23 protein-coding genes are annotated in these 21,290 nt (G+C 75.2%); 2 read left to right on the top strand and 21 right to left on the bottom strand.

Translation table 11 applies throughout. The features are described from left to right. Nucleotides 1–118: 118 nt before the first annotated feature. The 10 genes from GC157_15885 to GC157_15930 form a co-directional block, all read right to left on the bottom strand. Nucleotides 119–769, bottom strand: a complete 651-nt coding sequence (locus tag GC157_15885; GenBank protein MBI1378938.1) for a histidine phosphatase family protein — start codon at nt 767–769, stop codon at nt 119–121. Further along, nucleotides 766–2,115 (bottom strand): glutamate-1-semialdehyde 2,1-aminomutase, encoded by a 1,350-nt coding sequence (gene hemL, locus GC157_15890; protein MBI1378939.1) that lies wholly within the window; start codon nt 2,113–2,115, stop codon nt 766–768. Before hemL ends, GC157_15885 begins: the two co-directional genes overlap by 4 nt. After that, complete coding sequence (gene hemB, locus GC157_15895; GenBank protein MBI1378940.1) at nt 2,112–3,155, bottom strand: porphobilinogen synthase; 1,044 nt, start codon at nt 3,153–3,155, stop codon at nt 2,112–2,114. The genes hemL and hemB overlap by 4 nt, the downstream gene beginning before the upstream one ends. A 2-nt stretch (nt 3,156–3,157) precedes the next feature. Then, complete coding sequence (locus GC157_15900) at nt 3,158–4,768, bottom strand: bifunctional uroporphyrinogen-III C-methyltransferase/uroporphyrinogen-III synthase (protein MBI1378941.1); 1,611 nt, start codon at nt 4,766–4,768, stop codon at nt 3,158–3,160. Next, complete coding sequence (hemC, locus tag GC157_15905; GenBank protein MBI1378942.1) at nt 4,765–5,706, bottom strand: hydroxymethylbilane synthase; 942 nt, start codon at nt 5,704–5,706, stop codon at nt 4,765–4,767. The genes GC157_15900 and hemC overlap by 4 nt, the downstream gene beginning before the upstream one ends. Beyond that, a complete protein-coding gene (locus tag GC157_15910; GenBank protein MBI1378943.1) occupies nt 5,703–7,061 on the bottom strand; it encodes a glutamyl-tRNA reductase in 1,359 nt (452 codons plus the stop codon). Before GC157_15910 ends, hemC begins: the two co-directional genes overlap by 4 nt. After that, the gene (locus tag GC157_15915) at nt 7,058–7,744 is read right to left on the bottom strand and encodes a redox-sensing transcriptional repressor Rex (GenBank protein MBI1378944.1); all 687 of its coding nucleotides are present in this window, start codon (nt 7,742–7,744) and stop codon (nt 7,058–7,060) included. Before GC157_15915 ends, GC157_15910 begins: the two co-directional genes overlap by 4 nt. A 236-nt stretch (nt 7,745–7,980) precedes the next feature. Next, on the bottom strand, nt 7,981–8,922 hold the full coding sequence (locus GC157_15920; GenBank protein ID MBI1378945.1) for an acyl-ACP desaturase: 942 nt from the start codon (nt 8,920–8,922) through the stop codon (nt 7,981–7,983). A gap of 85 nt (nt 8,923–9,007) precedes the next feature. Continuing rightward, the gene (locus GC157_15925) at nt 9,008–9,280 is read right to left on the bottom strand and encodes a glutaredoxin family protein (GenBank protein MBI1378946.1); all 273 of its coding nucleotides are present in this window, start codon (nt 9,278–9,280) and stop codon (nt 9,008–9,010) included. Next, entirely contained in the window at nt 9,277–10,797 is a 1,521-nt protein-coding gene (locus GC157_15930; GenBank protein MBI1378947.1) for an AMP-binding protein, read from the bottom strand. The genes GC157_15925 and GC157_15930 overlap by 4 nt, the downstream gene beginning before the upstream one ends. A gap of 42 nt (nt 10,798–10,839) precedes the next feature. Here GC157_15930 and GC157_15935 point away from each other — a divergent pair, with 42 nt between their 5' ends. Next, nucleotides 10,840–11,718, top strand: coding sequence for an HAD-IB family hydrolase (locus GC157_15935; GenBank protein MBI1378948.1), 879 nt, complete (start codon nt 10,840–10,842; stop codon nt 11,716–11,718). Between the two features lie 25 nt (nt 11,719–11,743). Here GC157_15935 and GC157_15940 read toward each other — a convergent pair whose 3' ends face one another. The 5 genes from GC157_15940 to GC157_15960 form a co-directional block, all read right to left on the bottom strand. Further along, nucleotides 11,744–12,283 (bottom strand): dihydrofolate reductase, encoded by a 540-nt coding sequence (locus GC157_15940; protein ID MBI1378949.1) that lies wholly within the window; start codon nt 12,281–12,283, stop codon nt 11,744–11,746. A 67-nt stretch (nt 12,284–12,350) separates the two neighbouring features. Then, complete coding sequence (locus tag GC157_15945; GenBank protein MBI1378950.1) at nt 12,351–13,391, bottom strand: glycerol acyltransferase; 1,041 nt, start codon at nt 13,389–13,391, stop codon at nt 12,351–12,353. After that, a complete protein-coding gene (locus tag GC157_15950) occupies nt 13,384–14,460 on the bottom strand; it encodes an NAD-dependent epimerase/dehydratase family protein (GenBank protein ID MBI1378951.1) in 1,077 nt (358 codons plus the stop codon). The genes GC157_15945 and GC157_15950 overlap by 8 nt, the downstream gene beginning before the upstream one ends. A gap of 190 nt (nt 14,461–14,650) precedes the next feature. Further along, nucleotides 14,651–14,749 (bottom strand): AURKAIP1/COX24 domain-containing protein, encoded by a 99-nt coding sequence (locus GC157_15955; GenBank protein MBI1378952.1) that lies wholly within the window; start codon nt 14,747–14,749, stop codon nt 14,651–14,653. A 153-nt stretch (nt 14,750–14,902) separates the two neighbouring features. Continuing rightward, complete coding sequence (locus GC157_15960) at nt 14,903–15,286, bottom strand: MarR family transcriptional regulator (GenBank protein MBI1378953.1); 384 nt, start codon at nt 15,284–15,286, stop codon at nt 14,903–14,905. Nucleotides 15,287–15,411: 125 nt separating this feature from the next. Here GC157_15960 and GC157_15965 point away from each other — a divergent pair, with 125 nt between their 5' ends. Next, nucleotides 15,412–16,272 carry an NAD(P)H-binding protein gene (locus tag GC157_15965; protein MBI1378954.1) on the top strand — a complete coding sequence of 287 codons (861 nt, stop codon included), beginning with the start codon at nt 15,412–15,414 and terminating at the stop codon, nt 16,270–16,272. A 90-nt stretch (nt 16,273–16,362) separates the two neighbouring features. Here GC157_15965 and GC157_15970 read toward each other — a convergent pair whose 3' ends face one another. From GC157_15970 to GC157_15995, 6 genes are all read right to left on the bottom strand, one after another. Then, entirely contained in the window at nt 16,363–16,566 is a 204-nt protein-coding gene (locus GC157_15970) for a helix-turn-helix domain-containing protein (GenBank protein MBI1378955.1), read from the bottom strand. Nucleotides 16,567–16,864: 298 nt separating this feature from the next. Beyond that, nucleotides 16,865–18,058: an acetoin utilization protein AcuC gene (locus GC157_15975; GenBank protein ID MBI1378956.1), complete on the bottom strand. Its 1,194-nt coding sequence runs from the start codon at nt 18,056–18,058 to the stop codon at nt 16,865–16,867. Nucleotides 18,059–18,065: 7 nt separating this feature from the next. After that, nucleotides 18,066–18,869 (bottom strand): pyrroline-5-carboxylate reductase, encoded by an 804-nt coding sequence (locus GC157_15980; GenBank protein MBI1378957.1) that lies wholly within the window; start codon nt 18,867–18,869, stop codon nt 18,066–18,068. Nucleotides 18,870–18,874: 5 nt separating this feature from the next. Next, a complete protein-coding gene (locus GC157_15985; protein ID MBI1378958.1) occupies nt 18,875–19,804 on the bottom strand; it encodes a proline dehydrogenase in 930 nt (309 codons plus the stop codon). Between the two features lie 76 nt (nt 19,805–19,880). Then, entirely contained in the window at nt 19,881–20,390 is a 510-nt protein-coding gene (locus tag GC157_15990) for a hypothetical protein (GenBank protein ID MBI1378959.1), read from the bottom strand. 316 nt (nt 20,391–20,706) lie between these two features. After that, on the bottom strand, nt 20,707–21,290 hold a 584-nt coding region (locus tag GC157_15995; protein ID MBI1378960.1), incomplete at its 5' end, for a hypothetical protein.

A 21,290-nucleotide genomic window follows, 5' to 3' on the forward strand; every position in this document is an offset into this window, starting at 1 on the left:
GGGGTCGGACGGGATCAGCATCGCTGACGCGGGGCGCGGCGCCCCGCCGGGGGTGACGTGCGGGGCCCGCCCCCGGGTTCCGGGGCCGGTCGCGCGCCGGGTGCGGGCGGGCACGGGCTCAGGCGCCCTTGGCGGTCGCAGCCGTGCGGGAGAGCCGCACGAGGTCGGCCGAGGGCTCGGTGTAGGCGATCGCCACCAGCCGGTCGTCGTCGAAGGCCAGCGACGTGAGGCTGGCCAGGCCGCACTGGCGGCGGCGCGGGTCGTGGACGAAGCGGCGGTTCTCGGCGTCGAGCCGGGCGATCCAGATGGGCAGCTGGTGGCTCACGACGACGGCCTCGTGGCCCCGGGCGGCGTGCCGCGCGGCGGTGACCGCGGCGCGCATCCGCCCGGCCACCTCGGCGTAGGGCTCGCCCCAGCTCGGCGTGATCGGGTTCCACAGGTGGCGCCAGGTGCCGGGGTGGCGCAGCACGCCGTCGCCCACGCTCACGCGCTGGCCCTCGAACACGTTGGTGGCCTCGAGCACGCGGTCGTCGATCGTCACGCGGACGCCGTGCCGCGCCGCCACGGGGGCGGCGGTCTGCTGCGCCCGCTCGAGCGGGGAGGAGACGACGACGGTCACGTCGCGGTCGGCGAGCGCCTCGGCCGCCCGCTCGGCCATCTGCTCGCCGAGCTCGGAGAGCCGGAACCCGGGCAGCCGTCCGTAGAGCACCCCGGTGGGGTTGTGCACCTCGCCGTGGCGCAGCAGGTGGACGACGGTGCGGGTGCTCACGCGTACTCCTTCGCGATGTCCGGGCGCGCCGCCGCGGCGGCCGCCGCCGCCGACGGGAGCGCCTCGACCAGCCGGTCGAGCGCGGCGTCGCCGTGGGCGGCCGAGACGAACCACGCCTCGAAGGCGCTCGGGGGCAGGTAGACCCCGTGGTCGAGCATCGCATGGAAGAACGCGGCGTACCTCCAGGCCTCCTGGTCGCGGGCCTGGTCGTAGTCGCGCGGGGCCTGCTCGCGGAAGAAGAACGAGAACAGGTTGCCCGCCGTCGCGACCGCGTGGACGACGCCCGCCGCGGAGAGCGCCTCGGACACCAGCGCGGCCACGCGGGCGGCGGTGGCGTCGAGGTGGGCGTAGAGGCCCGCGTCGCAGCGCTGGAGCGTGGCCAGGCCGCAGGCGGCCGCCACGGGGTTCCCGGCCAGCGTGCCGGCCTGGTAGACCGGCCCGGCCGGCGCGAGGTGGGCCATGACGTCGGCCCGGCCGCCGAACGCGGCCGCGGGCAGGCCGCCGCCCATGACCTTGCCGAACGTGACCAGGTCCGGCGCCCAGGAGGGGTCGGTGCGCGCCTCGAGCTCGAGCCAGCCCCCGCGGGCGACGCGGAACCCGGTCATCACCTCGTCGACGACGAGCAGGGCGCCGTGCTCGTGGGCGATCCGGGCGAGCCCGGCGTTGAAGCCCTCGTGCGGCGCGACGACGCCCATGTTCGCCGCGGCCGCCTCCGTGATCACGGCCGCGATGTCGTCGCCGTGCGCGGCGAAGGCCGCCTCGACCGCTGAGAGGTCGTTGTAGGGCAGCACGAGGGTCTCGTGGGCCTGCGCGCCGGTGACGCCCGGGGTGTCGGGCAGCGCGAACGTCGCGATGCCCGAGCCCGCGGCGGCCAGCAGCGAGTCGACGTGCCCGTGGTAGCAGCCGGCGAACTTCACCACCTTCGTGCGCCCGGTGAACCCGCGGGCCAGCCGGATCGCCGACATCGTGGCCTCGGTGCCGCTGCTCACCAGCCGCACCTGCTCCACGGCGGGCACCCGCGACACGATCTCCTCGGCGAGGCGCACCTCGCCCTCGGCGGGGGTGCCGAAGGAGAAGCCGCGCACCGCGGCGGCGGTGACGGCGTCCACCACGTCCGGGTGGGCGTGGCCGAGCACCAGCGGCCCCCACGAGCAGACCAGGTCGAGGTAGTCGCGGCCGTCGGCGTCGACGAGCCAGGGGCCGTGGCCCGAGGCCATGAACCGCGGCGTGCCGCCCACGGCGCGGAAGGCGCGCACCGGGGAGTTGACCCCGCCCGGCGTCACCGTGCGCCCGCGCGCGAAGAGCGCCTGCGAGGCGGGGGCGGAGTCGGGGTAGGGCCGGCTCATGCGCGGCCGTCCGCGATCCAGCGGGCCAGCTCGCTCGCCCAGTACGTGAGCACGACGCCGGCTCCCGCCCGGTGGATGGCGGTGACCGACTCGACCACCGCGCGCTCGCGCTCGATCCAGCCGTGCGCGGCCGCGGCCTCGATGACGGCGTACTCGCCCGAGACCTGGTACGCCGCCACGGGCACGTCGACGGAGTCGGCGGTGTCGCGCAGCACGTCGAGGTAGTGCGACGCGGGCTTGACCATCACGAGGTCCGCGCCCTCCTCGACGTCGAGGCGCACCTCGCGCACCGCCTCGCGGCGGTTGGCGGGGTCCTGCTGGTAGGTGCGGCGGTCGCCCTGGAGCTGGCTGTCGACGGCCTCGCGGAACGGGCCGTAGAACGCCGAGGCGTACTTGGCGGCGTAGGCGAGCACGGACACGTCCTGCGCGCCGGCGAGGTCGAGGGCCCGGCGCACGACGCCCACCTGGCCGTCCATCATCCCGGAGGTGCCCACGACGTGGGCCCCGGCGCGGGCGAGGGCCACGCCCATGTCCGCGTAGCGCTCGAGCGTGGCGTCGTTGTCCACCTCGCCGCCGGGCGTGAGGACGCCGCAGTGGCCGTGGTCGGTGAACTCGTCGAGGCAGAGGTCCGCCATCACCACGAGGTCGTCGCCCACCTCGTCGCGGATCTCGGCGATGCCGACGTTGAGGATCCCGTCCGGGTCGGTCGCGCCCGAGCCCACGGCGTCGCGCCGCTCGGGCACGCCGAACACCATGATCCCGCCGAGGCCGAGCGAGACCGCCTCCGCGGCGGCCCGGCGCAGCGAGGCGCGCGAGTGCTGGACGACGCCGGGCAGCGACGAGATCGGCACCGGCTCCTCGAGGCCCTCGCGCACGAAGACCGGCAGCACGAGCCCGGCGGGGTGCAGGCGGGTCTCGGCCACGAGCCGGCGCATCGCGGGCGTGCGCCGCAGCCGGCGCGGCCGCGCCACGGGGACCGGCCCCGCGAACCCGCCGGCGCCGGTGTCCGTGCCCTGGCTGCTGCCCGTCACGGTGGCCATCCTCAGGTCGCCTTGCGCCGGGCGCCTCCGCGGCGCTTGCTCGGGCGCCACGTGGACTCCCCCGCCTCGGCCGCGGCCAGGCGCAGCGCGTCGCCGTGGGCGGCGAGCGCCTCGGCGAGCGCGGCCACCGAGGGCGTCTCGGCGAGGACGTCGACCCGCAGGCCGTGCTCCTCCGCCGTCTTGGCCGTGGCCGGGCCGATGCAGGCGACGACGGTGGTGGCGTGCGGCTTGCCGGCGATGCCGACGAGGTTGCGCACGGTGCTCGACGACGTGAAGAGCACGGCGTCGAACCCGCCGGTCTTGATCGCCTCGCGCGTCTCCGCGGCCGGCGGCGCGGCCCGCACCGTGCGGTAGGCGGTGACGTCCTCCACCTCCCAGCCGAGCTCCACGAGGCCGGCCACGAGGGTGTCGGTGGCGATGTCGGCGCGCGGGAGGAACACCCGGTTGATGGGGTCGAACACGGGGTCGAACTCGGGGAAGTCCTCGAGCAGCCCCGCGCTGCTCTGCTCGCCGCTGGGGACGAGGTCGGGCCGCACGCCGAACGCGGTGAGCGCCTTGGCGGTCTGCTCGCCGACGGCGGCCACCTTGAGCCCGGCGAACGCGCGGGCGTCGAGGCCGTACTCGTCGAACTTCTCCCGCACCGCGCGGACGGCGTTGACGCTGGTGAACGCGACCCACTGGAACCGACCGGACACCAGGCCGGTGATCGCGCGCTCCATCTGCTGCGGCGTGCGCGGCGGCTCCACCGAGATGGTGGGCACCTCGACGCCGACGGCGCCGTAGCGGGAGAGCTGCTCGGAGAGCGCGCCCGCCTGCTCCTTGGTGCGCGGCACCAGCACCCGCCAGCCGAAGAGCGGCTTGGTCTCGAACCAGGAGAGCTTGTCGCGCTGGCCCACGGTCTCGCCGATGACGACGATGCCCGGGCCGGCCTGCTTGGCCGCCTTCACCGCGCCGGCGAGGTCGGCCAGGGTGGAGGCGACGGTGCGCTGCTCGACCGTGGTGCCGCCGCGGGTGACGGCCACCGGCGTCGCGGGCGGGCGGCCGGCCTCGACGAGGGCGCGGGCGATGTCGACCGCGCGGTCGGCGCCGTTGGTGACCACCAGGGTCACCCGGGGGTCGACGTGCGCGGCCCACTCGACGCCGGGGTCGTCGGCGTCCACCACCCGGATCTCGCGCGCCTTGCCGCCGAGCAGGCCGATGCCGGCGTAGGCCGGGATCGCGGTCAGGGTGGACACGCCGGGGGCGATGTCGAAGGGCACCTTGGTGCGGGCCAGCGCCGCGGCCTCGGTCTGCAGGGCGCCGTCGAGGAGCGGGTCGCCGGAGAACAGGCGCACCACGGCCGATCCGGCCTTGGCGGCGTCGGCCACGACCTTGGCGCGGGCCGGGTGCGGCAGGGGCAGGCCGTCGTCGTCGACGGCGGCCACGACCTCGGCGTCGGGCGAGGCGAACGAGCCCGCGAGCCCGACGACGTCGGCGTCGGCGACCACGACGTCGGCCTCGCGCAGCAGCTGGGCCGCGCGCAGCGTGACGAGGTCGGGGTCGCCGGGGCCAGCGGCGACGAACGAGACGGTGCCGACCGGCTTCTTACGGGTTCGTGCGATGACGGCGCTCATGATGCGCTTCCCCTCACGGGCTGGAGACCGGGCGCGCCGGCGGCGAGGAGGTCGTGGGCGAGCTGGCGTCCCACGGCCTCCGCGTCGTCGGCCGCGCCGGTGACGGACGACCGCACCTGGGACCCGCCGTCCGAGCTGACGACGGACCCGGTCAGGTGCACGAGCAGCGCCCCGCCCTCCTCGGAGACGGTCGCGTGCGCCCCGACGGGCGCCGAGCAACCGGCCTCGAGGGTGGCGAGGAGCGAGCGCTCCGCCGTGACGGCCGCGCGCGTGGCGGGGTCGTCGAGCGAGCGGAGCGCGGCGAGCAGCGCGGCGTCGACGTCGACGTCGCGGCACTCGACCGCCAGCGCCCCCTGTCCGGGGGCGGGCAGCATGACCTCGGTCCCGAGCACCTCGGTGACCGCGTCGAGCCGGCCGAGGCGGGCCAGGCCCGCCCGCGCGAGCACCACCGCGTCGAGGTCGCCCTCGGACACGGCGCGCAGCCGGGTGTCGACGTTGCCGCGCAGCCCGACCACGTCGAGGTCGGGCCGGCGGGCGAGCAGCTGGGCGGCGCGGCGCGGCGAGCCGGTGCCCACGCGGGCACCCGGGCGCAGCCGGTCGAGCGTGGCGCCGTCGCGCGCCACGAGGACGTCGCGGGGGTCCTCGCGGACGGGCACGGCGGCGAGCACGAGGCCGGGGGCGGTGCCCGTGGGGAGGTCCTTGAGCGAGTGGACGGCGACGTCGGCGTCGCCGCGCAGCACCGCCTGGCGCACGGCGGCGACGAACACGCCGACCCCGCCGAACGCCGCCAGCGGGGTGCTGCGGTCGGCGTCGCCCTGGGACGTGACCGGGACGAGCTCGACCGGGGAGCCCATGCGGGCGGCGAGAGCGTCGGCGACCAGGGCGGACTGCGTGCGCGCCAGCAGGCTGGACCGGGTGGCCACGCGCACCGCCGTCACGACGCGCCGCCGAGCAGCTGGTCGTAGCCAGGGTCGCCGGCGCCGGGCACGCCGCCGGGGGCCGTGGCGTCGTCGGCCGCCGTGAGCGCCTCGACCGCGGCCGGGTCGAGGTCGAAGAGGCGGTGCAGGGCCGTGGCGTAGCGGGCGCCGTCGGGGTCGCCGGCGAGCTCCTTCATCCGCACGGTGGGCGTGTGCATGAGGGTGGAGACGGCCCGCCGCAGCGCGCGCGCCACCTCGTCGGCCGCCGCGTCGTCGAGGCCGGGCAGCCGCACGCGCAGGCGACGCAGCTCGGCGTCCACCACCTCGTCGGCGCGGGCCCGCAGCGACACCACGATGGGCTCGACCCGCTGCGCGGCGATCACCGCGAGCTGCGCGCGGACCTCCTCGGCGACGATGCCGCGGGCGAGCTCCACGTCGCGCTCCGGGGCGCTGGCGCCAGGGAGGTCGGCCAGCGCGGCGAGGTCGACCCGGGTGACCCCGGGCAGCGTGCCGATCGTCTCCTCGGTGTCGTGCGGCAGGGCGAGGTCGAGCACCACGAGCGGGTGCCCGGCGTCACCGCGCGCGGCACGCAGGTCGTCAGTGGTGAGCACGAGGCCGGTGGACCCGGTGCACGAGACGACGACGTCGGCCTGGGCGAGGTGGTCGCCCAGGGTGGCCAGCTCGATCGCGGTGCCGCCGACCTGCTCGGCGAGCCGCACGCCCCGGGCGTGCGTGCGGTTGGCGACCACGACGTCGGTGACCCCGGCCCGCAGCAGCGACACCGCCGCCAGCGAGCTCATCGCGCCGGCGCCCACGACGAGCGCCCGGCGGCCCTCGAGCCCGCCGAGCCGCTCCGCGGCGAGCGTGAGCGCGACGCTGACGATCGAGGCGCCGGCGCGGTCGATCCCGGTCTCGTGGTGCACCCGCTTGCCCACCCGCAGGGCGGCCTGGGCGAGGTCGTTGATGCTGCGCCCGGCGGTGGCGCCCTCCTGCGCGGCGCGCAGCGCGTCGCGCACCTGGCCGATGATCTGCTGCTCGCCCACCACCATGGAGTCCAGGCCGGCGGCGACCTCGAACATGTGCTGCACCGCGCGGTCCTCGTAGCGGACGTAGAGGTGCGGCGTGAGCTCCTCGCGGGTCACGCCGGTGGCCTTGGCCAGGGTCTCGGTGACGTCGACCACCCCGCCGTGGAACTTGCTGACGTCGGTGTAGATCTCGACCCGGTTGCAGGTGGAGAGCACCAGCGACTCGGCGACGTGCGGCGAGGCGAGCAGCTCCACCTGGAGCCGCGCGGTGGCCTCGGGCACGAGCGCGAGCCGGTCGAGGAGCGACACCGGGGCGGTGCGGTGGCTGACGCCGACCACGAGCAGCGTCATGCCTGGGCCTCCGCGTGCTTGCGCTGCTCGTGGAACGCCAGGATCTGCAGCTCCGTGGCGAGGTCGACCTTGCGCAGGTCGACGCCGTCCGGCGTGCTCAGCACGGCCGGCGCGAAGTTGAGGATGCTCGTGACGCCGGCCGCCACGAGCCGGTCGCAGACCTCCTGCGCCGCCGAGGCCGGGGTCGCGATGACGCCGATGCTGGCCGCGCCGTCGGCGACGACCGCCTCGAGGTCGGCCACCGCGCGCACCTCGAGCTCGGTGCCGTCGGTGCCGACCGTGATGCGCTCGCCCACGCGCGCGGGGTCGGCGTCAACGAGACCGACGACGCGGAAGCCGCGGGTGGCGAACCCGCCGTAGTTGGCCAATGCGTGGCCGAGGTTGCCGACGCCGACGATGACCACGCGCCAGTCCTGGCTCAGGCCGAGCTCGCGGGCGATCTGGTAGACGAGGTACTCGGTGTCGTAGCCGACGCCGCGGGTGCCGTAGGAGCCGAGGTGCGAGAGGTCCTTGCGCAGCTTCGCGCTCGTGACCCCGCTGGCCGCGGCCAGCTCCTCGCTCGACACCGTGGCCACGCCGACCTCGGCGAGCTGGCTCAGCACGCGGTGGTAGATCGGGAGCCGGGCGACGGTGGCCTCCGGTATGCCACGCCTCGACGCGTCGGACGCGCGAGACAGCGGCACTGAGGTCACCCCGGATCGGTCGTGGCGGGTCCCGTCAGCGTAGGTAGTTGTGAACGAGCGCACAAAGTCAGGACCGGACGTCGTACCAGCATGTGGACGGATCCGGTGTGACCGGCGTCACACATTCTGACCCCCGGTGCACGACGGGACGACCTGCGGCGACGGCGTCGTCGCAGGTCAGGGGGCTGCGATCACGTCACAGCGGGTCGCCGGAGCGGGTCGGCGCGCGGGGCGTCTCAGCCCTGGGCGATGCGCTGCGCGCGGGCGGCGCGCTTGTCCTCGAACCGCGACGCCGCGGAGTCCAGGCCGGCCATGAACGCGGCGAGCCGCTCGCGGGCGGCCTCGCCGGCCGACCCGAGGTCGGTGCGGTCCCACACGTTCCAGGCCCGCAGCACGGGCGAGAGCACCTCGTCGTGGTGGATGCGCAGGTCGTAGATGCCGGCGAGCGCGATCGTGAGGGAGCGGCGGGTGAAGCCCTCGACGCCGTTGCCCGGCATCGCGAAGTTCTCCGCGACCTCGAGCACGGCCTCCATCGAGGCGTCCGGGTCGATCTCGAACGCCGCGGCCATGACGTTGCGGTAGAAGAGCATGTGGAGGTTCTCGTCCGCGGCGATGCGCGCGAGCAGGCGGTCGCAGCCGGCGTCGTCGGTGTGCCGCCCCGTGTTGCGGTGCGAGATCCGCGTGGCGAGCTCCTGGAACGACACGTAGGACATCGTCGTGAGCATCGTGCGCTCGTGGTCGCTGGCGAACCCGCGGCCCATGTGGTCCATGCGCTCGCGCTCGAGGGCGACCGGGTCGACCGAGCGGGTCACGGTGAGGTAGTCGCGCATCGCGGTGCCGTGCCGGGCCTCCTCGGCGGTCCAGCGGTGCACCCACTCGCCCCACGCGCTGTCGCGGCCGACGACGTCGGACAGCGCACGGTGGTAGCTCGGCAGGTTGTCCTCGGTGAGCAGGTTGACGACCAGCGCCGTCCGCGCGACGCCGTCGACCGGCGACTGCTCCTCGGCCCAGGCCTCGCCGCCGTACTCGCCGTCGAAGTCGGTGCCCTGGCTCCAGGGCACGTACTGGTGCGGGAACCACTCCTTGGCCATCGCGAGGTGGCGCTCGAGCTCGCGCGCGGCCACCGGCTCGAGCTCGCGGACGAGGTCGGCGGACGGACGGTCGTCGACTGCGGTCATGAGGGCTCCCGGTCGTGAGGTTACGCAACCGTAGCCTGCGCGGCGGCCGGAGCCCAGCCGGACCCGGACGCCCCGGGCGGAGGAGTCAGGCCCCGGCGGGCCTGGGGCGGGCCAGCGCGGCCCGCAGCCGGGCCGGGTCGACCCGCCAGAAGTCGTGCTGGACGCCGTCGACGAGGGTCACCGGGATCTGCTCCCAGTAGAGGTCCGCCAGCTCCGGGTCGTCGAGGATCGACACCTCGTCGAACGACTCGCCGGTCTGCGCGCACACGGACTCGATGACCTCGCGCGCCTGGTCGCACAGGTGGCAGCCGGGCTTGCCGACCAGCGTGACCCGGGGACCGGCGGGGTCCGCGCTCATGCGCCGGACTCGCGCAGCCGCGCGCGGGCGATCTTGCCGGTGGCCGAGTGCGGCAGCGACTCCACGATCTCGATCACCGTGGGGCACTTGAACCGGGCCAGCCGCGACTCGCACAGCGCGGCCACCTGCTCGCGCGTGACGGTGCGGCCGGCCACGGGCACGACGTACGCCTTCACCGTCTCGCCGGTCTGCTCGTGCGGGACGCCGACGACGGCCACCTCGGCGACGTCCGGGTTGGAGGCGATGACCGTCTCCACCTCGAACGGGTAGACGTTGAAGCCGGACACGAGCACGAGGTCGCGGCGCCGGTCCACCAGGTGCAGGTCGCCGTCCGCGTCGCGGTAGGCGACGTCGCCGGTGGCGTACCAGCCCTCGGCGTCCGGGCCGCCCGCGCCGTCGGGCCAGTAGCCCGAGAACAGGTTGGCCCCGCGCACCCAGATCTCGCCCGGGTCGTCCTCGTCCGCGTCGCTGCCGTCCTCGTCGACGAGGCGCACCTCGATGCCGGGCAGGGGGGCGCCGATCGAGCCGGGCTTGGGCCGGTGCCCCACCAGGGTGCTGGTGACGACCGGGGCGGCCTCGGTGAGGCCGTAGCCCTCCCACACCGGCCGACCGGCGTGCTCGACGAACGCGTCGAGCACCGCGGGTGCCAGCGGCGCCGCGCCGGAGATCAGGGTGCGGACACCGGCGAGCCGGTGGTCGAGGTCCGGCACGGAGGACCAGGCGACGAACACCGGGGGCGCCGCGGGCACGTTGGTGACGCCGTGCGCCTCCACCACCTCGAGCGCGGGGAGTGGCGAGAACCGGGGCAGCAGCACGCAGCGGGCGCCGCTGGCCAGGGCCACGCCGAGGACGGCGTTGAGGCCGTAGATGTGGAACAGCGGCAGCACCACCAGCACGACGTCGTCGTCCTGCAGCGGCGGCGGCTCCAGGCGAAGCGTCTGCGCGACGTTGGCCAGCAGCGCCCGGTGGGTGAGCATCGCGCCGCGGCTCGGGCCGCTGGTGCCCGAGGTGAACAGCAGCACCGCCAGGGACTCCGGGTCGAAGGCCTCGGCGTCCGGCCGGGGGGCGTCGGCGCGGTGGCCGGCGCGCTCGATCCCGGTGTACGCCGGGTCGCCCACCACCACGAGCTCGGTGTCGAGGGAGGCCGTGGCCGCGGCGGCGACCGCCTCCGTGGCCTCCTCCGCCACCACCAGCCGCGCCCCGGACCGGGCCAGCAGGTCCTCCACCTCCGCCGCCGTGTAGCCGGTGTTGAGCGGCACGGAGACCATGCCCGCCCGCAGCGTGGCCAGGTACATCGCCACGAACTCGATGCGGTTGCCGAGCAGCAGGGCGACCCGGTCGCCGGGCTCGAGGCCGTGGCGGCGCAGCCCGGCCGCGGTGGCGTCCACGGAGGTGTCGAGGGTGGCCCAGGTGGTCTCGACGCCGGTGGCGAGGTCGAGGAACGCCACCGCGTCCGGCCGCTGCGCGGCGGTCTCGCGCAGCAGGTCGGCGACGTTCGTGGCGTCCGACGGGGTCACGCGACGATCGTGGCACACGGCACCCTGGCTAGGCTCCCGGGCATGAACGCGTCGCGACGCCACGACCTGGTGCACGCCTCGCAGGTGGCCGGCGAGGCCGCGGCCGCCGCCGCGTCGGTCGCCCCCACCCGCCTGGTGGAGCCGGACCTCACCGGTGCGGCCTTCTTCGACGTCGACAACACCGTCATGCGCGGGGCGAGCATCTTCCACCTCGCTCGCGGCCTGGCCCGGCGCAACTTCTTCACGATGCGCGAGGTCGGCGACTTCGCCCTCAAGCAGGCCAAGTTCGTGGTGAACGGCGCCGAGGACCTCGAGGACATGGCGTCGGCCACCGAGGCGGCGCTGGCCTTCGTGCAGGGCAAGCGCGTGGACGACGTCGTCTCGCTCGGCGAGGAGATCTTCGACGAGCTGATGGCCCGCAAGCTGTGGCCCGGCACGCTCGCCCTGGCGCACGGCCATCTCGACCGCGGGCAGCGCGTGTGGCTGGTGACGGCCACCCCGGTCGAGCTCGCCTCGATCATCGCCGAGCGCCTCGGCCTCACCGGGGCGCTGGGCACGGTCAGCGAGATCGAGGACGGCGTCTACACCGGGCGGCTGGTCGGCGCGCCGCTGCACGGCAAGGCGAAGGCCGAGGCCGTGCGCGCCCTGGCCGAGCGCGAGGGGCTCGACCTGGTGCGCTGCACGGCGTACTCCGACTCCGCCAACGACGTGCCGATGCTCTCGATCGTCGGCCGCGCGGTGGCGGTGAACCCGGACGGCGCCCTGCGCAAGCACGCGCGGGCCGTCGGCTGGGAGATCCACGACTACCGCCGCGCCCGGATGAACGCGCGCTACTACGTGCCCGCCGGCGTCGCCGCGGCCGCCGGGCTCGGCATCGGCATCGGCCTGGGCATCGGCGCCGCCCGCGCGTCCCGCCGCTAGCCACCCGCCGGCGGCGCGACCTCGGTCAGGAGCCCGCCGCGGGCCGGGCGACGGCGTAGCGCAGCTGCACCATGCCGCTCGGCCAGCTCTGCGTGCCCGTGAGTCGCAGGGGCGTCTCGACGCCGGACGGCGGGAACAGCGCCAGCCCCTCGCCGAGGATCAGCGGCACGACCGTGACCACGAGGTCGTCGACCGCGCCGATCGCGAGGAACTGCCGGATCAGCTCGCCGCCGTCGACGTAGACGTTCCGCACGCCCTGCACCGTCCAGCGGGCCACGGCGTCCGACGCCGGCTGCGCCACGAACGCGACGCCCTCGCGCGGCGCGGGCGGGCGCGAGGTGAAGACCTCGACCGGGCGGCCGCCGTACGGCACGGGGTCGATGCCGGCGATGTGGTCGTAGGTGCCGCGCCCCATGGCGACGAGGTCGATGCCGGCCAGGAACTCGTCGTAGCCGTAGTCCTCGCCCTCGGCCGCCGCGGCGTGCAGCCAGTCGAGGTCGCCGTCGGGACGGGCGATGAAGCCGTCGAGGCTCGCGGCGATGTAGACGGAGATGCGAGGGTTCACGCATCGACCGTAGCCGCGGCCGGCGACACCGGCCGGCACGGCGACGGCGGGTGCGACCGGGGTGCGCTCAGCGGAACACCGAGCGCCGCGAGACCAGCAGCCGGTAGAGCGTCTGCTGGATCGTCTCGCGCACCTGGTCGGTGATGTTGAAGACGAGCATCGGGTCGTCGGCGGCACCCTCGGGGAACTGGTCGGTCATGATCGGCTCGCCGAACTCGATGATCCACTTGCTCGGCAGCGGCACCAGGCCGAGCGGGCCGAGCCACGGGAAGGTCGGCGTCACCGGGAAGTAGGGCAGGTTGAACAGCCGGGCCAGGGTCCGGGCGTTGCCGAGGATCGGGTAGATCTCCTCGGCACCCACCACCGCGCACGGGATGATCGGCGTCCGCGTGCGCAGCGCCGTCGCCACGAAGCCGCCGCGGCCGAACCGCTGGAGCTTGTAGCGCTCGCTGTAGGGCTTGCCGATGCCCTTGAACCCCTCGGGCCAGACGCCGACGACCTCGCCGCTGGACAGCAGCAGCTCGGCGTCGGGGTTGCAGGCCAGCGTGTGGCCGGACTTGCGGGCCACCTCGCCGAGGAACGGCGTCTGGAACACCAGGTTGGCGCCGAGCATCCGCAGGTTGCGGTGGGCCGGGTGGTGGTCGTGCAGGGCCACCTGCGTCATGACGGCGTCGAGCGCGATGGTGCCGGAGTGGTTCGCGACGACGAGCGCGCCGCCCTCGCTGGGCACGTTCTCGATGCCGCGGGTCTCGACCCGGAACCACCGCTCGTAGAGGGGCCGCAGCGGGGCCAGCAGCACGCGGTCGGTCAGCTCCTCGTCGAAGCCGAAGTCGTCGACGACGTAGTCGCCGGTGATGCGCCGGCGCAGGAAGTCCAGCCAGTCCGCGAGCGTGGCGTCGATCCGCCCGGGGGCGCCGTCGACGTCGTGCTCGTCCGGCCGCTCGCCGGCGTCGCGCTCGTCGGGCTCGGGCTGGGCGTAGCCGGCGTCGTCGGCCGGCGGCGCGGGGCGGCGCGCGCGGGGGCCGGTGCTGCCCGCGGCGCGGGCGGCGCGGGACGCGGCCTTGCGGCCGTCGTCGCCGCCGATCGGGATCACCGTGGCGTCAGGCACGACCCGGTGCCTCCTCCCGCAGCCGCGCGGACAGCCGCGCCTCGGACAGGGTGGACGAGCCGAGCGCGTGCGCGAGGCCGCGCTCGATCGCCTCGGCCCGGTGCTTGGGCAGCGCCGCGTCGAGGCCGCGCTCGTGCACGAACTCCACGAACGCGTCGCGCGTGGTGTAGGTGGGCACGAACCCCATCTCGTCGCGGATGCGCGAGGTGTCCAGGCCGCGGCCGTAGGTGAGGAACTTGATCTGCTCGGGCGAGAAGTCGGCCAGGCCCGCGCGGCGGAACCAGCCGCCCACCACTCCCACGAGCGGCGTGGGCACCGGCAGCACCGCCTTGCCGGCCAGGCGCACCGCCTGGCTGAGCATGAGAATGCCGTCGCCGGCCACGTTGAAGATGCCGGGGTGGTCCTCCAGCGCCGCCCGCCGGATCGCCTCGAGCCCGTCGTCCTCGTGCACGAACTGGAGCCGGGCGTCGTGGCCGAGCACCGTCGGCACGACGGGCAGCCCGAAGTAGGAGGCCATCGGCGTCTCGACGCGAGGGCCGAGGAAGTTCGCGAACCGGAACGTGGTGACCGCGACGTCCGGGCGCCGGCGCGCGAACCCGCGGACGTAGGCCTCCACCTCGACCGAGTCCTTCGCCCAGCCCGAACGGGGCTGGCTGCGCGGCTCGGTGTCCTCGGTGAACATGGCCGGGTCCTTGGGGCCCGCGCCGTAGACCGACGACGTCGACTTCACCACGAGCCGCGAGATCCCCGGCGCCTTCTGGCAGGCCGCGAGCAGCTGCATGGTGCCGATGACGTTGATCTCCTTCATCGTCACCCGGCCGCCGGCCTGGATCGGGGTGGAGATGACGCCCATGTGCACCACGGTGTCGATGCCCGCGGCCGCGATCACCTTGCCGATGATCGGGTTGCGGATGTCGGCGCGGACGAACTCGGCGCCGCCGATGTCCTCGCGTGGGGGCACGATGTCGACGCCGACGACCTTCTCGACGCCGGGGTCGTGCGAGAGCAGGTAGGCCATCCGGCTGCCGAGGTGGCGCGACACACCCGTGACCAGGACCACGCGCGACACGGCGGCTCCCCTCGGCGACAGCGGGCGGCTCCTCCCATCCTGCCCCACGACGGCGCACCGACGGGGGCCGACCCGGCAGCCGGTGGCGGGCAGGCACGCACCACGGGCGGGGACCCGAGGTGGGGTCCCCGCCCGTGGTGGCAGGTCGTGGTCGCGCGCGCCGTCGCAGCGGCGACGGCGCAGGCGCGGGCTACTTCTTGTTGCGACGCTGGATGCGCGTCTTCTTGAGCAGCTTGCGGTGCTTCTTCTTCGCCATGCGCTTGCGGCGCTTCTTGATGACGGAGCCCATGGGGCGACCTCACGTGTGTCTCGTCCGGACGCGGCGCCGGGATCCGACGCTGCAGGGTTGGCGTCCGGATGTGCTCCGTCCGCAATCTGCCGACAGCCTACCCGCACCGGCGCGGTGCCCCGACCCGGGCGCCGATCGCACGACGGAGCGCGTTCAGCCGCGCGCCTGGTCGTAGCGGGTCCGCGACCTCTCTATCTGCGGGAGGTTGTGCCGGGCCCACGCGTCGAGCGCATCGAGCGGCGCGATGAGCGTGCGGCCGACGTCGGTGAGCCCGTACTCCACCCGCGGCGGCACCTCCGGGTGCACGGTGCGGGTCACGAGCCCGTCGCGCTCGAGTCCGCGCAGGGTCTGGGTGAGCATCTTCTGGCTCACGCCCTCGATGCGCCGGGCGAGCTCGCTGAACCTCATCGGCCCGTGCGCGAGGGAGCCGACCACCAGCACCGTCCACCGATCACCGATGCGGTCGAGCACCTGGCGGCTCGGGCAGTTCGCGGCGTACGGGTCGACCGTCGGCGCGTCCGGCTCTCTGGCCTGCATGCTCACCTCTGGGTAAGTACGGCACTTCAAGGTGCCTGCTCTCCGATGGGAAGTGGCATCAGCGTACGCCGGTTGTGCACGCCGAGCGGCGGCCGTCGGGGTCGCCGCACCTCGAGGAGGCGCACGTGTCCATCGTCGTCACCGGGGCCACCGGTCCGTTCGGTCGCTCCGTCGTCCAGTCCCTGCTCGCGCGCGGTGTCCCAGCGGCGGACATCACCGCGACCGGCCGCTCGGTCGAGCGGATCGCCGACCTCGCCGCCCTCGGCGTGCGCGTGGTCGCGTCCGACTACGACGAGCCCGCATCCCTGGCAGGGGTGCTGGCGGGGGCGGACGTGGTCGTGCTGGTGTCGGGCAGCGAGATCGGACGGCGGGTCCCGCAGCACCGGAACGTGATCGACGCCGCGGTGGCGGCAGGGGTCGGCCGGATCGTCTACACGTCCATCCCGAGAGCGAGCGAGACCCCCATGGTCCTGGCGCAGGAGCACCGCGCCACCGAGGACGCGATCCGGGAGTCCGGACTGCCCTCGACCATGCTGCGCAACGCCTGGTACGTCGAGAACTACCTCTCGCAGATCCCCACCTACCTCGAGCACGGCGTGGTCGGCGCCGCCGGCGACGGCCGCGTCTCGGTGGCCGCGCGTGCGGACTACGCCGAGGCCGCGGCCGTGGTCGCGTCCACGGACGGGCACGTGGGCGCCGTCTACGAGCTGGGCGGGGACTCGCCCACCCTGGCGGAGCTGGCCGCGCTCGTGTCCGAGGCGGCCGGGCAGGACGTCGCCTACACCGACGTGGACGAGGACACCCTGCGCGGGATCCTCGTGGACGCCGCAGGCCTGCCCGAGCCGGTGGCGGCCGTGTACGCCGATGTCGACTCCCGGATCCGGGCGGGCGACCTGCACGTGACGAGCGGCGACCTCGAGCGGCTCATCGGGCGTGCGCCGACGTCGGTCGCCGAGGCCGTCAAGGCCGCCGTCGCGGCCCTCTGAGCGCGGCCGCGCACGGCCGGGCGACGTGGCCCGGCGGCGTGCCCGCTCGGTGCGGGGCGCCGCCGGCCCGGGCCGGCGCGGGCGTGGCGGTCAGGCGGTCTCGACGAAGGAGTCGCGCAGGTAGTCGTGCACCGCCTGCTCGGGCACCCGGAAGCTGCGCCCGACCCGGATCGCGGGCAGCTCGCCGTTGTGCACCAGGCGGTACACGGTCATCTTGGAGACCCGCATGAGGGTGGCCACCTCGGCCACGGTCAGGAACCTGACCTCAGACAGGGGTCGCTCGTTGCTTGCCATCGTCCACGTGTCCTTCGGGCAAGCACGTGGCGGACCCCGGCTTCCCCACCGGATCCGCGACGACACGTCGTGCCCCGCTACAGGCGGCAAGGCTAGTGGCGTGGGGTGCGTGTGGGGAAGGTGTGGCGCCAGGTCCACCCGGCCGGCCGTCACCCGGACGGGTCAGCCGGGCCCGCGCCGTCGTCGTCGGAGAGTGACCGGGCCGCGACGCCGGGCTGCGGGGACGTCCGGTGCGCGGAGACGCCGCCCCTGCTCGTCCCGGCTGCGCAGCGTGACCGGCCCGCCGGCCGCGGCCGGCTCAGAACCCGTGGTACGGGTCGGCCGCCAGGCCGTGCCAGGGGAACACGGCCTCGCGCGTGCGCAGGACCGCGGCGTCCACCGGGTCGGCCGGGTCGTAGCCCGAGGCCCACGACCGGGTGCGCGGCTCGACGCCGTCGGTCATGAGCGCCGGGGTGGGGACCTTGAGGAGGTCCTCGACGAACGTGCGCCATGAGGCGGGCACGGGGGTCTCGGGCGGCACCGGTCGGCCCACGACCTCGCCGGCGAGGTGGGCCCAGGCGCGGGGCACCACGTCGATCCAGGAGTAGCCACCGCCACCGGTGGCCACCCACCGGCCGCCGGCCACCTCGTGGGCGAGCTCGTGCAGCAGGTGGTAGGTGGTGCGCTGGCCGTCGACGGACAGCGCCAGGTGGGCCAGCGGGTCGTCCTCGTGGGTGTCGCAGCCCTGCTGCGTCACGAGGATCTCGGGCGCGAACTCACGCAGCAGCGGCGGCACCACGCCGTCGAAGGCGCGCAGCCAGCCGTCGTCGCGGATCCCGGGCGGCAGTGCGACGTTGACGGCGTACCCGATGGCGTCCGGGCCGCCGACCTCCATGGGGAACCCGGTGCCCGGGAAGAGCGCGCGGCCGGACTCGTGGATGGAGATGGTGAGCACGCGCGGGTCGTCCCAGAAGGCGGCCTGGACGCCGTCGCCGTGGTGCACGTCGACGTCGACGTAGGCGATGCGCTCCACCCCCTGGTCGAGCAGCCAGCGGATCCCGAGCGCGAGGTCGTTGTACACGCAGAAGCCCGACGCCGCCCCGGGCATGGCGTGGTGCAGGCCGCCGGCCAGGTTGAGCGCGTGCAGGGCGCGGCCCTCGTGCACCGCGCGGACCGCGGCCAGCGTCGCGCCGCACACGTCGCGCGAGGCCTCGTGCATGCCGCGGAACGTGGGCACGTCGTCGGTGCCCAGGCCGCGGTGCAGGTCGTGCCGGGCCGGGTCGGCCGAGCTCGCCCGCACCGACTCGACGTACTCGGCGTCGTGGACGGTGCGCAGCATGTCGTCGTCGACCGGGTCGGGCGGCACGACGGTGACGTCGTCGCCCTCCAGCAGGCCCAGGTCGCGCGCGAGCCGCATGGCCAGCTGCACCCGGATCGGCGCCAGCGGGTGCCCCGGGCCGAAGTCGTAGGCCGCGAGCTCGTCGTCCCAGACGACCGCCGACTGTCCCGTCACCGCCTCGTCACTCGCCCGTCGCCAGCGCGGCGCTGCGGTCGCGGGCCGCCTCGAGGGCCGAGATGAACGCGGCGCGGACCTTGTGGTCGTCGAGCTCGCGCAGGGCGGCCACGGTGGTGCCGCCCGGGGAGGTGACGTTCTCGCGCAGCACGCTGGGGTGCTCGCCGGTCTCGCGCAGCATCGTCGCGGCGCCGTAGCAGGTCTGCACGACCAGCTCGGTGGCCGTCGACCGCGGCAGGCCGAGGAACACGCCCGCCTCGATCATCGCCTCGGCGACGTAGAAGACGTACGCCGGCCCGCTGCCGCTGATGGCGGTGACGGCGTCGAGGTGCTTCTCCTCGAGGCGCACCACGCGGCCCACCGCCCGCAGCAGCGACTCCGCCTCCTCGAGGTGCGCGACGTCGCAGTGCGCGCCGGGCGAGATCGCGGCCATGCCCTGGTCGACGAGGGCCGGGGTGTTGGGCATGACGCGCACCACCGGGCACCCGTCGGGCAGGTGCGACTCGAGGAACTCGGTGGTGATGCCGGCCGCCAGCGACACCACGAGCGCCCCGGGCCGCACGTGGGGCGCGATCTCGTCGCACAGGGCGCCCATGTCCTGCGGCTTGACGACGAACACGAGGGTGTCGGCCTTCTCCGCGGCCTCGACGTTGTCGACCACGGCGACGCCGTGCCGCTCGCGCAGCTCCTGCGCCCGGTCCGGACGGCGCTCGGTGACGACGAGCTCGTCGGGCCGTCGGCCCGCGCGGATGAGCCCGGCGAGCAGCGTCTCCCCCATGACGCCGGCGCCGAAGATCGCGACGAGTCCCATGCGGGTCAGCCCTTCGAGGTCAGCGAGCGGGCGAGCAGGCCCAGGTTGGCAGGTCGCTCCGCGAGGCGGCGCACGAGATAGCCGTACCACTCGTCGCCGTACGGCACGTAGACGCGCATCCGCTCACCCTGGGCCGCCAGGCGCAGCTGCTCCTCCGGGCGGATGCCGTAGAGCATCTGGAACTCGTACGTGCCGGGCTGCCGGTCGTTGCGGACGGCGAGGGCGCCGCCGATCTCCACCAGGCGCGGGTCGTGGGTGGCGAGCATCGGGTAGCCGGAGCCCTGCATGAGGATCTTGGTGCAGCGCACGTACGCGCGGTCGATGTCCGCACGGTCGGTGTAGGCCACCGACTCCGGCTCGGAGTAGGCGCCCTTGCACAGCCGGACCCGCGAGCCCTCGTGCGCCAGGTCGCGGCAGTCGGCCTCGGTGCGGCGCAGGTAGGCCTGGAGAACGGCGCCGGTCCAGGGGAAGTCGCGGCGCAGCTCGCGCAGGATGCCCAGCGTGGAGTCGGTGGTGGTGTGGTCCTCCATGTCGAGGGTCACCGTGGAGCCGACCGCCGCCGCCTTCTCGCAGATCGCGCGGGCGTGGTCGAGCGCGATCCGCTCGCCGTCGCCGGGCAGCGCCTGGCCGACGGCGGAGAGCTTGACCGAGACCTCCGCGGAGCCGGTGAGCCCCGCCTCGCCCAGCGCGTCGAGCAGCTCGACGTACGCGTCGCGGGTGGCCTGGGCCTGCTCGAGCTCGAGCACGTCCTCGCCGAGCCGGTCGATCGTGACGAGGCGGCCCGAGTCCACCAGCTCGCTGCTCGCGCGCACGGCGTCCTCCGTGCGCTCGCCCGCGACGAAGCGGGCGACCATCGCCCGGGCCGGGGGCGCCTCGGACGCCACCTGCTTGAGCCGCTCCGAACGCGACATCGACAGCAGGACCCCACGCAGCACGGGTGCTCCCCTCCGCCCGGACGGCGTGGTCCGCCGCCAGTTGCCGGTCAGGCTACTCGGCGGCCCTGCGCACCGGTCACCCGCGCGCGTCGCGGGCGGCCTGGCGACGCGCGCCCGCCGCCTTCGTGGACGCGTTCTTCTTCGCGCGCGAGGGCGCGGGCCGCGCGCTTCCCGAGGCGGTACGCCCGCGACCCGGTGCGGTGGACGCCGACGCCGTTCGCTGCGCCTCGGGCCCGGCCCCGCCCGAGCGTGCCGCGGAGAGCCGCTCGGCCTTCAGCTCGGCCGCGCTCGCCCTCGCCGCGCGGCCCAGCGCCGTGCTGACCCGGGCCAGCGCGGCCTCGAAGACCTCGGCACGGTCGCGGGCGCGCTGGTTCTGGGCGTGGGCCTTGCCGCGACCGCCCGCGGACCCGACTCGCGTGGCCGCACCGCGCCGGTACTGCCCGACGTACTTGTCGCGGGCTCGACGCACGCGGGTGTGCAGCGCGACCAGGCCGTCCTCGTCGAGAGCGGCCAGCGCGGCCTTCTCCGTCTCGAGCACCAGCATCCGCTCGCTGTCGCCGAGCAGGCTGAGGGATCGCTTGTCCATGGGGTCCTCCGAGGTGGGTGCATCGGCCGGACGACACCCTGCCGCACCCGGGCCACGCCCGCCGCCCGAAGCGCGCGGGCCGTAGCGATCCACCTGCTCCGCCCGGTGCCGCCCGTCGTGCGCAGACGGCATCGGCGGTCCGGCTGGTCGCGCGCGCGTGCTCGGGGTCGGAGGGTCGCTCGCGCGTCGGTCACCGGTGCCGCGAGGCTCGACCATCGGCACGTGAACCCAGCGCCGGGACGGGGGCGTGGCGGTTCAGGAATCCGCGGCCTGGCAGGGCTTGTGTCGGGTCGACCCCGTCGGGCGTGCGTCACCCTCAGAAGGGCGGCCGCTCCGGCGGATCGGTGGTGCGGGGTGCGGAGCCGGGAGCGCCGCCGTCCCGCTCGCCCGAGTCCGGGCGTGCTTGCACGGCACCGGGCGGGGCGGGCGCGTCGACCGTGGGCGGTGGGTCGGGTCGTCGTGGCTCCAGCACCGGCTGGGCCGGGATGCGGATGCGTTGGCGCCAGCGGGTGACCCAGGTGCCGGAGCCGTCCGGTGCGCTGTCCTCGATGGTGGCGTGCCCGGCGGTCTTCACCTGGTGGCAGCGCGAGCACAGCCCGCCGCAGTTCGCCGTGTCGCTCGCGCCCTCGGGGAACGGGAGCGCGTGGTCCATCTCCTGCGCCCTCCGCGTGCAGCCGGGGCGGCGGCAGGTCGGGTCGCGGTGCAGGACGTACTCGCGCAGCGCGGCGGGGAGGTACTGGCGGGTGCCGTAGTCGAGCAGATGCCCGTCGACCGGGTCCACGACCAGCCGGCGCCACCAGTCGGCGACGGCGGCGACCTCGCGCGCGATCGGTGCGGGGATCGGAGTCCCGTTGAGCAGTGCGAGGCCGTCGCGCTCGCCGCGCAGGGTGTCGAGGTCCA

This window comes from Frankiales bacterium (genome assembly GCA_016125335.1).
Taxonomy (GTDB): domain Bacteria; phylum Actinomycetota; class Actinomycetes; order S36-B12; family CAIYMF01; genus Longivirga.